Here is a 12,275-nt window from a genome sequence, read left to right as displayed (position 1 = left end):
GGAGAGATGACAATGACAACCAAAAGCGCGATCGCAACTAATGAAGTTCAGATTCGCCAACTAATTGCCGAGCAACAACGCGCTATCTGTGCCAAGGATGTTGAGCAAATCATGTCCCACTATGCCAACGAGGTTATCGTCTTCGATGTTAAACCTCCTTTCCAAACCCAAGGAAAAGATGCTTGGCGTCAAGTGTGGTCAGAATGTTTGCCTTACTTCCCCGACACCTTTGAGATTGAAACACGAGACCTGAAGATTACCGCCAGTGAAGACTTAGCGGTTGCACATTGGCTATTTCGCTTCACAGGAAGCCAAGACCATCCGGCAATGCAGACCTGGATGCGCGTCACCGCTGTCTGCCAGAAAAATCAAGGCGAATGGCAGATATTACACGAACATCTCTCGGTTCCATTCGATCCAGAGACTTCTCAAGCTGTATTTACGCTCAACCCATAGGCTAATCTACTGAGGCAACGCCATGAAACTCAATCCTTATCTCATGTTCAACGGCAACTGTGAAGCCGCGTTCAAGTTCTATGAACACTGTCTTGGCGGCAAAATTGTCATGATGATGACCCACGGAGATGCGCCCTCAGCCGAGCATATACCTGCCGAATGGCATGACAAAATCATGCACGTCTGCCTCGATCTGGGCGATCGCCTCTTGATGGGGTCTGACAGTCCGCCTGGATATTTTGAAACACCCCAAGGCTTTTCCGTGCAAATCAGCGTTGACGAGCCAGCGGAGGCAGAACGCATTTTTCATACCCTAGCAGAAAACGGAAAAGTGAAGATGCCAATCGATCAAACCTTTTGGTCTGTCCGCTTTGGTATGTTGGTCGATCGATTCGGCATTCCCTGGATGGTCAACTGCCAGAAAACTTCTTGACTTGTGGGGAGGCGCTTATGGGCGTCTTCCCTGTAAAACCTCAGCGCTTCGCCGATCTTTCACTGTGCAATAATTCAAAAGAAGAACCCATGAGTACTCAAATTTTCGTTAATCTGCCAGTTAAAAACCTCAATCAATCGATCGAGTTCTTTACTCAACTCGGCTTTGAGTTTAATCCTCAATTTACTGACGAAACTGCCACCTGTATGATTGTGTCCGAAAACATTTTCGTCATGCTCTTGACCTATGAGAAGTTTAAGACGTTTACTCCCAAAGAAATTTGTGATGCCACAAAAAGCACAGAAGTGCTTGTGTGTTTATCTTCTGAGAGCCGAGAACAAGTTGATGAAATGATTCGCAAGGCTGTCGCTGCTGGTGGAACAACCTACAATGAACCGCAAGATCACGGTTTTATGTATGGACATGGATTTGCTGACTTAGATGGCCACATTTGGGAAATTATCTACATGGAGCCAAGCGCAATAAATCAAGGTTAATTGCAGACATCTAAATAATACTGCAAGGCAAAATTCCAAATTACAGCTATTTTCAAGTAAATAGCTGTAATACACAAATGCAAATACTCCTACCTGCTTCCTGACTTTTCACGTTATGTGGAAAAGCTAACGATTGACCTAACCCCCTAACCCCCTTCCCTCGTAGGGAAGGGGGAAAATTTAAAGTCTCTCTCCTTTTAGGAGAGAGATTTAGAGAGAGGTTTTCCAGATACCGTGAAAAGTCAGTACCTGCTTCAAACCGCTCTTTGCCGTACATATCGCCCATCAAACCCTTGCTTAATCCAATTCAGACATTCATATTCAGATTTGAATAACTTTGGAGCTGCAATATTATTCAATAACTCTGGTGGGTAATGGTCATAAAAATATTTGTCTCCTTCTTGGAAGATAATAATCAAATTGTTCCGATAAACATAGCGAGACTTAAAACTATCCCCGCGAGGAACAAACTCTGAATTTTTATCGATATGCTCTTTAGCAATATCAATGATGTTACTAACGTCACTTCCATAGATTTCTGCTGGATTTTCTGCTTTGTGAAATTTGCTTTTGTGCCCAATTTCAGATAGCATTTTATACGAATAAATTTCGTAATTATCCGCCTTGCCAAAAACAAATGGAATTATGAGATATCCTTTATATGAAACTGAGTTTTCATAAAGAAGACGACTCATCTCAACCTCCTTTGGTAGAACTACTCTAAAAATTTTTCTTTAACAGAAAAGTATTACAACCCCAATTATCTACTAAATACGCTCACCATAAACTGAGTTGATTGGGGGGATGCTCAAGGTTATTCCAAGGTAGGGGTGGAATTAATGTACCACTTTGTTCCAATAGCTGTTGGAAATGACGAGCCGTACTGGGCGATCGCGCTTCTATTGGACAATGGACAAAGAAATAAATTCGCACTCCCATCTGTAACCATTGCTGAATCTGCATCACCCACTCTTCCATAAATGGCTGATTCACTGATAAATTCGGATGAGAAATAAACCGAATCAGAGTAAAAGGTGCTGTCACACTCAATTGCAACGGTAATTTAGGTTTTCGCCGTTCCGATTGCAACTGGGGGTCATCATCTCCAGTGTAAATGGGGCGCGAGTCTAACAGTACCCTTCCGACACCTAAATTTTCTAAAAGTGCCGTCAAATTACTAGCATGGGGTTCTTTGAACCAGTCGGGATGCCGAACTTCCACTGCTAGGGGTGCTTCTGTATGCGGCCAAGCTTCTAGAAAGTTGGTCAAATCGTCAAGTAATGCAGGTGTATAACTGGGTGGTAACTGGGCAAACATTGGGCCAAGATGCTTACCTAAAGGGCGCATCCCCTCCAGAAATTTTAAAGCAGCTGGTATATAAGGTTTTAGCAACCCTTGATGGGTAATATCTCGCGGTAATTTTAGACAAAATTCAAAACCTGTTGGTGTTTCGGCAGCCCAACGAGTTACAGTTTCTTGGTTAGGCACGGCATAAAAGGTAGTGTTACCTTCTACAGTGGTGAAGCGACGACTGTAGAGATTCAGAAAATCGGCAGTGCGAGTGCCTTGGGGATAGAGTTCGCCTACCCAACCTTTATATGCCCAAACAGCACAACCGATAAAAAAGTTCACAATGCCTAAAAGCCTTGATGTATCATATTCAATTTTACACGCAGGTTGTAGGGATTGATAAAGCTAAGTCAAATTACCGACTTGTTAAAAAAAAATCATAGATTTTTTATCAAAATGCTTGATTGCTTTCTCATTTCGGTAGATTTAGCAAGTAAAAAGGTATATTGCTTTCTCAAAATGCTTGATTGCTTTCTCATTTCGGTAGATTCAGCAAGTAAAAAGGTATATTGCTTTCTCAAAATGCTTGATTGCTTTCTCATTTCGGTAGATTCAGCAAGTAAAAAGGTATATTGCTTTCTGAAAATGCCTGATTGCTTTCTCATTTCGGTAAATTCAGCAAGCAAAAAGGCATATTGCTTTCTCTTTTCAGTAGATCGCGTACTCATTGTAGTGTTTTAGGCAAGCAAACAGGTAGTGTGGATAATTGGTTTTTTAGACGCGATAAATCGCGTCTCTACATGAGGGTTTTGATGTTTTAGCGCAACCTCAGTTATTGATAAATTGAACCATCAGGCATAATTGCCCCTGCTAAGTTAGTCCCAACTAATTTAACCAGAAGCCGCTCACCAGAGCGAATCCGCGCTCCCGTCAAGTCGGCTCCTCGCAAGTCGGCTCCACTGAGATCCGCTCCAATCAAATTAGCAGCGCGTAAATTCGCTTCCCTGAGATCGGCTAAAAGTAGATTTGCCCGAAATAAATTTGCTTCAGATAAATTTGCACCTCTGAGGTTGACTTTGTGCATAAAAGTGTCGCTGAGATTAGCACCGCTCAAATTGGCATAACTTAGATTTCTGCCAGATAAGTCTTTATTGCTCAAATTTGCCCGACTGTAGTCTTTGCCACTCAAGTCTGAGTTTTGCTTTGGTGGTTTCTGGATTGTTTGAGATGGTTTTTCCTGTTGAGGTGGCGGTGAGTGATGTGTGGTTTGATGTTTGGTTTTTAGAGAACGCAACTTTTCACGAGCTTCATTTATGGCTTTCAGCTTGTCTTGTGCTTTCTGCTGTAAACGGAGATTGTCTTTGGGAATGCGATCGGGATGCCAAACAAAGACTAAATCTTTGTAAGCCTGGTTCACTTCTTCAAGTGTAGCTCCAGGCTCTAATTCCAAAACTCTATAGTACCGCTCCAGATCGCTCATACGATATTTTGGTGGACAATCAACTTAATTATGAGTGATGGAGTCATTTATACGCTGCATCATTTGTTATGGATTATGGGGCATTGGGAAAGGCAGGGGGCAGGAGGCAGGGGGCAGGGGGCAGAAGTTTTTAATTTTTAATTTTTAATTTTTAATTGATTTCTCATCTCCCCATCTCTCCATTTCTCCATCGAGCGATCGCTCGAAAATATGCTGCAACTGGAATCTGATAGACTTCAATATAAATCCAAACAATAATTGATAAATGTGATAAGAAGGTTAATATCGTCCAAATATATGGCATCCAGGTAATGGGTTCCTTCAGATTAGCAGGAAAATAGTAAGCTACTATGCCAATTAGAGTAGTGGGAAGAATTACAAAAACTGCTGCTGCTAATCCATAACCCCAACCTAATTCCATACCTTCCAACTGGCCTTCTGTCCAACTAAACCCATTCCAACGCCATGTTAAAGGTGGTTGCCTAGAAGGCATTTTGATTTGCTGTTGCTCTAAGTTGACTGTAAAAATCTCTTGGCAAAAGTCACAAGCCATAGCTTCCATCAATGGCATGTGAGAAATCTTACCTATTCGACAGACTGGGCAGGGGTAAGCTCCATAATAGTCGAAAGATTGGGTTAAGATTTTGGAACTGGGCATAATCAGACAGATGATCCTAAAAAATTGATCTGGTCAATGAGAACTTGGGCAGTAATGTATGGCGGTTGTCAATTCCCTGCAATAAGCTTTCGTAAGATGAAGTCAGGAGAATTATATATTTTAACAAGAAAGGCAGAGGGCAGAAGGCAGGAGGCAGAAGGAATACTGTTTTGCGCTGAAGCCTGTGACCAAAGGGAACATGGGTTTGAGTCCCCCACTGAACTCACGTTCAGTGGTTTCAAGTCAGGAGGGGTTGAATCCCCTTTTTACTTGTTCCTTCTGCCCTCTGCCTCCTGCCTCCTGCCTTCTTCAACTTCTCAATCCTGGCTTTTTCTTCTGAGGTTATACAACTATTATGATGTTTAATGACAAGGCGCTTTTTTCGTCTACGCAAATAAGCAACTAGTATAATCAGAACAGGGCGTGATTTTGAATTGTGCAAAGCGTTATTAGTCTTAATCCCCAGAGTTGTACTGAGTCTATCGTTTTTTTATAGTTTGTGCAGGTCTTGACAAAGCTTACTATTCCTGCTATGGTTTACAATAGATAGGTATATTTCTTAATTTTTCCAGCAAAAAGCCCGCAAATGCTTAACACAAATTCCTACTTTTATTTTTGGTTTAGGGTGGTTCACCGGGGGTGAATTAAGTTTCCTAATGGAAACCGCCCGGTGAACCGCAGAGCAAACTCTGCGGTTTTTGTTTTTTTAAGGAGAATTTCATTGTCATGACTTATTTCATTAGTTGGTTTTATGGCTTTTACTTTTGGCCCAGAATAAATTCCGGGTAAATAGCGTCATGCCAATGAATCAGAACGCGCCCGGAACTCTTGGTTTCGGGCTTTTTTGTTGTTATTTGAGAATGCAAAATAGAGGCACAAGGGAGAAATCAATTCAAAATTCAAAATTAAAGAACTTCTGCCTCCTGCCTTCTGCCCCCTGCCTCCTTCCCCCCGCCCTCTCTTTCCCAATACTTAATTTTTCAGGAGAATATAACCATGATTAATGCCAAACTTGCTGCACAAGCCCATCTCAACCACCAGACAATCGTTAAAATCTCGAAAGAAGTCGCTTTCGGCGGTAAAGAACTGGTAATTATCGGCGGGCCCTGCACTGTTGAAAGCTTAGAACAAATGGAGATAGTCGCCCAAAGGCTATCTACTGCATCAGTACAGGGGTTGCGTGGCGGTGTCTACAAACCCCGCACATCTCCCTACGCTTTCCAAGGTATGGGAGAGTCAGGATTAGAGATTTTAGCCAGGGTGCGATTGCATTACAATATGCCAGTTGTCACGGAGGTGATGTCAATTTCCCAAATTGAGGTAGTCGCCGCCCACGCTGATATGCTGCAAGTTGGTAGCCGCAATATGCAAAACTTTGATTTGCTCAAAGCTTTGGGACAAGCTGGTAAACCAATACTGCTCAAACGTGGTTTAGCAGCGACTATTGAAGAATTTGTCATGGCTGCTGAATATATCCTCAGCCACGGGAATCCTGATGTGGTGTTGTGCGAAAGAGGTATTCGTAGTTTCGATGATTACACCCGTAACGTCCTAGATTTAGGGGCAGTGGCAGCACTCAAGCAAATAACTCACTTGCCTGTAATTGTAGATCCTTCCCATGCCGTCGGTAAACGGGAGTTGGTCGCACCTGTGGCTAGGGCTGCGATCGCTTGTGGTGCAGATGGATTAATTATTGAATGTCACCCAGAACCAGAAAAATCCGTTTCTGATGCCCGTCAAGCGCTTTCTTTAGAAGATATGGTGCATTTAGTTGATAGTTTAAAGCCTGTGGCAACAGCTGTTGGGCGTATTATACCAGATGTTGGGGCGGGTTTGGAACCTGCCCCGATTTTTTGGGCTGCTTAAATTTCAGCTTCAAGCGTTGTTTACCGCCGTAGGCATCGCTTCAATATCTCAGCCAAAAGATTTATTTTGGGTTGATGGCAAACAGCGATCGCTTTCGTAAAATAAACTTGTTACTTCAGCTATTGCATTTGTTCTCAAACGTATTTTTGTAACACAATCTTTTATATAAATCTAAGTTATCGTTTTAACAAATAAGACTATTTGATTTTATTCTCTAAGTCGTTTTATCCTGAAATCAGTAGATATTTTAAATTTTACTAAATCGCCCAAAGAAGTTTTAGTATACCGATCTTTCAACTCTGAGAATCTAAAGAAGGATAATAACTAAATGCTAGAGCAGCAGATTGATTGCCCCATCAAACCTAAGACAAGTGCGATGATTATGAAACTTTTTCAAATCACTCTAGTGGTCTTAGTACTTTTGATCAACTTAGCAGTTGCTTTCCCCTCTTGGGCAGACAGTACGCCTTCTTTCACTAATCATCCTAACAGCTTTCAAGTTGGGCAAAAAGTGATTTGGCTTTACAAGCCGCGCACGGATTCTAGCGATGTCCAAAGAATTCCCGCCGAAATAGTCAAGTTAAGTTCCAAGCAAGTGCAAATCAAGGTGTACAAACATAACAACGAATTTGTCAGCCGTTGGGTGAATCCAAACAAGCTTGAGAATTCGACCAAAATTAAATAGTCAGTGGTCATTTGTCAAGAGTCATTTGTGATTACAAAGGACAAATGACTAATGACAGGCAACAGAAAAAAATGATTTAGGACTGCTATAGTTAAAACTCCCTTATGTGGGTTTCGTTTTCATAATTAGGATCTTCAGTACCAAGCAGTTTGTCCCAGAACGTAAAATACAAACCGTAGTGTACTTTATACTTACGATGATGTATGGAATGATGCATAGAACCAATAAGCCACTTTCCAATCCAGTAACTTTTAGATGAGGAGGGAAATAGCTCAAATCCGAGATGAGTAAACACTGCCCATACTGTCATCGTTATAAGTGCGGCAACTAAGGTGACGAAATGCAGGGGAACTATGAAGCTTACACCTACAAAAAAAAGTGCTTGTACAATTGCTTCTGGTAAGTCGAAGGCAGAAGAACTCCAGGGCGTTGGTTCTCCTGAACGGTGGTGTCCAAAATGCATCCATCTAAAAATTCGAGGATGGTGAAACATCCGATGGATAAAATAAAAGTAAGTATCTTGAAGAATTAGTACTGCAATAAAGCTAACTATTAAATACCACAGTCCGTATTTCCAGATGTCAGCGTATAGCAGGGTTGCCCCCAAATTATACTCTGAGATCATAAATGCTCCAGAAATAGCAAAAACTACTGTGGAGATTACTGATAATTCAATATCCTTTTTAATGGAAGAATTCATCAACGGTTTCAAACGCAAACTCTTGTTGGCAAGAGACTTTCCTAAAATTAAATAAAACAGCAAGTATGCTCCGCCAGCAATCAGAAAGTATCGGGCAAGAGTGATACCGAAAAAGAAAAAGCAATAATACCAAAATGAGTGATTCGTCAATTAGACCCATCCGTAAGATTAATTTGGTGAAATGAAAATGCTGATTATGTCCAATTTTTTTGGTCTTCATTACCAAAAATAACCAAATTAAGATTTAATTTGTTAATCGACAAAATCCACTGCTTATTTTACAACATCAAGTAGTTCAGATAATATATATTAATTTTTGTTAATAAAAATTGAACTAATTTTATTGCATATATAAATATAAATTATTACTATTCATAAAAAAGGTTCTTGGTTGACTGAAATTGTAGTAAATAGCTAATTTTGTAACTTAGTTACAATTTATTTAAGTCGTTCGTTTCTATGAGGTATTTCAACAACAATTGAATTGATTTTACCCATTGTGTTCTTTAACACCTAAAAAACGTTTAAATCACTTTTCGCTACGTCTATATTTTATAAATTAATTTGCTATAGATTTTGTTCTACTTTTCTAGACTCCAGCCCAAGGCTACGGCTACTTCAGCAGCTAATTCTAGAGGATTGAATGGTTTAGCGATCGCACTAATCATTCCCATCTGATTATAGCGACGGCGATCGGAAGCTTGGATTTTAGCAGTTAACAAAATTACTGGAATCGCTTTGGTTAATGGATTGGCTTGTAACTTTTCAAAAGTAGTGATGCCATCCATCTCTGGCATCATCACATCTAGTAAAATTGCATCTGGTTGGTAAGTCTCAGCTTTAATTATGCCCTCTTGACCAGAACTCGCAGTTACTACTTTCCAGCCTGCAACTGTTTCCAAGCAAATCTTGGCAACTTCTTGAATATACTGCTCGTTATCAACCACTAGAATTCGCTTTGTTGTCATCGCTGCTATCCTCTTGTTGGTTCGGGGTAATGCTCTGAAGTAATTTCATCACCTGTTGTTCAAATTCCTTGGTAGTCACACGCCCATTGCTCAAAAATTCTGCATCTGGACTTAGTTGACTATTTGTAGTTGGCTCGTAACTACTATGAACTAAGGGAATGTTGGAAGAGTCTTCTAAATCAGGATTTTGGAAAGCCCTAATTAATGGCAGAGTGATGTAAAAAGTGCTACCTTCACCTAATTTACTTTCAGCCCAGATGCGTCCGCCGTGTTGTTGCATAATGCTCTTGCAAATTGCCAAACCTAAACCAGTCCCATCATGGTTACGTGAATCTGAAGAGTCAACTTGTTGAAAGCGCTCAAAGATACTCTCAAGTTTGTCTGTTGGGATACCGCGTCCGATATCTTTGACTGTCAACAAAACTTCATTTCCTTGTGGTTTCGCCCCCAACCAAACCGTAGATCCAGCAGATGAGAATTTAATGGCGTTACTCAATAGATTGGTCAATGTTTGGACAATGCGATCGGAATCTGCCAATATTTGGGCAGATATAGCAGAAACAGATACTTTCACTTCTGCTTTGTCAGCCAGAGGCTGCATGACATTTACTGCTTGAACGATCAAGTCAACAATATTGCAGATTTCTGGTTCCATCTTTGCCTTACCCGACTCGATGCGCTCAATGTCTAGGATGTCGTTGATTAAACGTACTAGGCGTTCGCTGCTATCAGTCGCAATTTGCAGTAGGCGTTTTCCCTGCTCTGAGTTTGTTGCTAGCAAACCACTGGCTAGCATTCCTAGAGAGCCGTGAATCGAAGTTAAAGGTGTGCGGAGTTCATGACTAACAACAGAGACAAATTCATCTTTCATGCGTTCAATTAGTTTGCGCTCTGTGATATCTCGTAAAATAACCGTATAAAATATTTCTTCAGCCATCTCTATCTTGGAGATAGAAGCCTCCGCTGGAAATTCAGTACCATCCTTACGGCGTCCATAGATTTCACGCCGTTCTCCCATCCGACGGGCAACATTGGGAGATTGGCCAAAGTCAACCACATGTTGACGATGCGCTTGAAAAAAGCGCTGCGGTAAGAGTAAATCAAGGCCCTGTCCAATCACTTCCTGGGCAGAGTAGCCGAAAATCTTTTCTGCTCCTTGATTAAACAAAGTGATGCTTTGGAACCCGTTAATAGAAATAATTGCATCATCAGCAATATCTAAAATTCGTGCAAATCGGGCTTGAGAGAACCGTAATTCTCCCTGTGTTCGTTGACGTTCATCAAGTTGTGACTGCAATTGTTGATTCACCCGAATTAACTCAGCAGTGCGTTCTGCTACTCGCAATTCCAGTTCGTTGATGGCTTGTAAATTAAGAGATGAGCCAGGCAAGGAAGAATTCACTTCCCTATCTTCCCCTGCCCTCCTGCCCCCCTGCTCCCCTGCTCCCCTGCTCCCCTGCCTCCCTGCCTCCCTGCCTCCCTGCACGACGCGCTGCCGCAATTTCATCCGTTCTAAGCGATTAACGATCCGGGTTACTAGTTCTGGGCCGACGATGGGCTTACTTACAAAGTCATCAGCACCAATGCTAAACACTTGATTTACGATCTCGGCATCGCTATGGACGGTGAGGAATAGAATGGGTAACTCACACCAGCGCGAATCGTTGCGTACTAATTGGCAAAGTTCTATACCATTTGTATAAGGTAATTCCACATCTAGAATCAGCATATCTGGCGTAACTATTTCCAAGATTTCCCAGAAATGACGCGGATCTTCAAGAGCGATCGCTTTTAGTCCCCAAGGACTAAGTAAGATTTGTAAAAATGCCTGAATTTGCGGATCGTCATCCACAACCAATATTTTAGTTTCTGAATATGGAGCATTTTGCAGCGATTGTGTGACTGTTTCTAATACCTGTGGCGTTGATGATGCAGATATTGCCGCTGCGTCGTTTCCGTCAATTTCCCGACGCAATAACTTTACCCAACTTTCGAGGTTGCTAATCTCAGATTGACTCAGGGTTTGACCAGAACTCAGTAACAATTCGATATTGCGTGCCAATTTTGAGCCAAGAGGCAAGCCAAAAGTGCCTAAAGATCCTGCCAAGGTATGCGCCTCTTTGACTGCAAGCGATCGCAAATCGGGATTTAAACTATTTTGATTTAAAGTTGCGATCGCTTCCTCCAGCACCCTCACCTGCTCGTCTACCCGCTTTTGAAATCGCTGCCAAATTTCCGCAACTGCCATTAATGTTTGCTGTTGTGATTTGAGATTAGGAACCAAGGATTTTTCACAATCTAATTCCCCTCTGCCCCTCTGCTCCTCTTCCCCCCTGCCCCTCTGCTCCTCTTCCCCTCGGTCACTGAGCGTAGCCGAAGTGCTACCCTTCTCCTCTTCTGCCAGTAATTTCAGCCGATAGCCAATACCATAAACTGTTTCAACCAAATCACTGGGCGCTCCTACAGCTTTGAGTTTGTGTCGTAACCCTTTGATATGGGTGCGAACAGCTTCTTCTTGTGGAGTGTCTTCATAACACCACAGATGTTCTAAAATCATGCCGCAGCTAAACACCCGGCGAGTATTTCGCAAGAATAGTTCTAAAAGAGCATACTCTTTGGGAGTAAGTGGCAGTAGCTTTCCAGCATACATCGCTTCACAGCTACTAGGGTCTAGCCGCAACCTACCATACTCCAGCACAGGTTGCGAGGTTACGCCTTTGCGACGCAACAGTGCCCGAACACGAGCAATTAACTCTTCTGCGTCAAAGGGTTTAACTACATAGTCATCTGCGCCTGCATCTAGTCCGATCGCTTTCTCATGACTACTATCGCACCCTGTCAATAACAATATTGGCATTTGCAGACCACTAGACCGGATTTGACGACAAAGACTAATGCCATCTAGTTTGGGCAACATTACATCTAGGAGGATTAAATCATAATCGTAAGTTTGAATAAAATTCCAAGCAGTATCACCATCACTGGCAACTTCAACTGCGTAGTTTTGGTTAGTTAAAACGGTGGTGAGTGAGTATGCATTTAACTCGTCATCTTCGACAACTAAAATTTTCATGTTAAAAGCTTTCCAAGTTAAAATGGATATAACAGATAACAAGTAATTAACTTAAATGGCAAGTCTAATATAATATCAATACTTATTTTTAAAGCATCTTCCAAAAGGTCTATCTTTGCAGTTTCAAATCATTAAGAAATATCAATATTGATTAATTTTAATTAGATTT

13 protein-coding genes are annotated in these 12,275 nt (G+C 41.6%); 5 read left to right on the top strand and 8 right to left on the bottom strand.

Annotation, left to right across the window (positions count from 1 at the left end; genetic code table 11):
* Nucleotides 1–12 precede the first annotated feature (12 nt).
* The 3 genes from AC1F2U_RS00160 to AC1F2U_RS00150 are packed head-to-tail and all read left to right on the top strand — an operon-like array spanning nt 13 to nt 1,386.
* A complete protein-coding gene (locus AC1F2U_RS00160) occupies nt 13–456 on the top strand; it encodes a YybH family protein (protein ID WP_334893915.1) in 444 nt (147 codons plus the stop codon).
* A gap of 22 nt (nt 457–478) precedes the next feature.
* Nucleotides 479–889 (top strand): VOC family protein, encoded by a 411-nt coding sequence (locus tag AC1F2U_RS00155; protein WP_480259301.1) that lies wholly within the window; start codon nt 479–481, stop codon nt 887–889.
* 17 nt (nt 890–906) lie between these two features.
* Nucleotides 907–1,386, top strand: a complete 480-nt coding sequence (locus AC1F2U_RS00150; protein ID WP_480259300.1) for a VOC family protein — start codon at nt 907–909, stop codon at nt 1,384–1,386.
* A gap of 254 nt (nt 1,387–1,640) precedes the next feature.
* Here the strand turns inward: AC1F2U_RS00150 and AC1F2U_RS00145 are convergent, their stop codons facing one another.
* From AC1F2U_RS00145 to AC1F2U_RS00125, 5 genes are all read right to left on the bottom strand, one after another.
* Nucleotides 1,641–2,081 (bottom strand): hypothetical protein, encoded by a 441-nt coding sequence (locus AC1F2U_RS00145; RefSeq protein WP_480259299.1) that lies wholly within the window; start codon nt 2,079–2,081, stop codon nt 1,641–1,643.
* An 82-nt stretch (nt 2,082–2,163) separates the two neighbouring features.
* A complete protein-coding gene (locus AC1F2U_RS00140; RefSeq protein WP_480259298.1) occupies nt 2,164–3,018 on the bottom strand; it encodes a DUF72 domain-containing protein in 855 nt (284 codons plus the stop codon).
* A gap of 95 nt (nt 3,019–3,113) precedes the next feature.
* Nucleotides 3,114–3,404 carry a hypothetical protein gene (locus AC1F2U_RS00135; RefSeq protein ID WP_480259297.1) on the bottom strand — a complete coding sequence of 97 codons (291 nt, stop codon included), beginning with the start codon at nt 3,402–3,404 and terminating at the stop codon, nt 3,114–3,116.
* A gap of 104 nt (nt 3,405–3,508) precedes the next feature.
* Entirely contained in the window at nt 3,509–4,156 is a 648-nt protein-coding gene (locus AC1F2U_RS00130; RefSeq protein ID WP_094347732.1) for a pentapeptide repeat-containing protein, read from the bottom strand.
* Nucleotides 4,157–4,319: 163 nt separating this feature from the next.
* Entirely contained in the window at nt 4,320–4,814 is a 495-nt protein-coding gene (locus AC1F2U_RS00125; protein WP_480259296.1) for a hypothetical protein, read from the bottom strand.
* 996 nt (nt 4,815–5,810) lie between these two features.
* On the opposite strand from AC1F2U_RS00125, the gene aroF reads away from it, so the two are divergent.
* Nucleotides 5,811–6,680 (top strand): 3-deoxy-7-phosphoheptulonate synthase, encoded by an 870-nt coding sequence (gene aroF, locus AC1F2U_RS00120; protein ID WP_480259295.1) that lies wholly within the window; start codon nt 5,811–5,813, stop codon nt 6,678–6,680.
* Between the two features lie 328 nt (nt 6,681–7,008).
* Nucleotides 7,009–7,365 (top strand): hypothetical protein, encoded by a 357-nt coding sequence (locus tag AC1F2U_RS00115; RefSeq protein ID WP_480259294.1) that lies wholly within the window; start codon nt 7,009–7,011, stop codon nt 7,363–7,365.
* 91 nt (nt 7,366–7,456) lie between these two features.
* Here AC1F2U_RS00115 and AC1F2U_RS00110 read toward each other — a convergent pair whose 3' ends face one another.
* The 3 genes from AC1F2U_RS00110 to AC1F2U_RS00100 all read right to left on the bottom strand — a co-directional run bounded on the left by AC1F2U_RS00110 (nt 7,457) and on the right by AC1F2U_RS00100 (nt 12,106).
* Complete coding sequence (locus AC1F2U_RS00110; RefSeq protein ID WP_480259293.1) at nt 7,457–8,215, bottom strand: sterol desaturase family protein; 759 nt, start codon at nt 8,213–8,215, stop codon at nt 7,457–7,459.
* 431 nt (nt 8,216–8,646) lie between these two features.
* Nucleotides 8,647–9,033 (bottom strand): response regulator, encoded by a 387-nt coding sequence (locus AC1F2U_RS00105; RefSeq protein WP_480259292.1) that lies wholly within the window; start codon nt 9,031–9,033, stop codon nt 8,647–8,649.
* Nucleotides 9,005–12,106, bottom strand: a complete 3,102-nt coding sequence (locus tag AC1F2U_RS00100) for a response regulator (RefSeq protein WP_480259291.1) — start codon at nt 12,104–12,106, stop codon at nt 9,005–9,007. Before AC1F2U_RS00100 ends, AC1F2U_RS00105 begins: the two co-directional genes overlap by 29 nt.
* Nucleotides 12,107–12,275 lie beyond the last annotated feature (169 nt).

Source organism: Nostoc sp. LEGE 12454 (assembly GCF_056620565.1).
The sequence above is the reverse complement of the archived record's forward strand: the minus strand, read 5'-3'. Positions and strand labels throughout refer to the sequence as shown.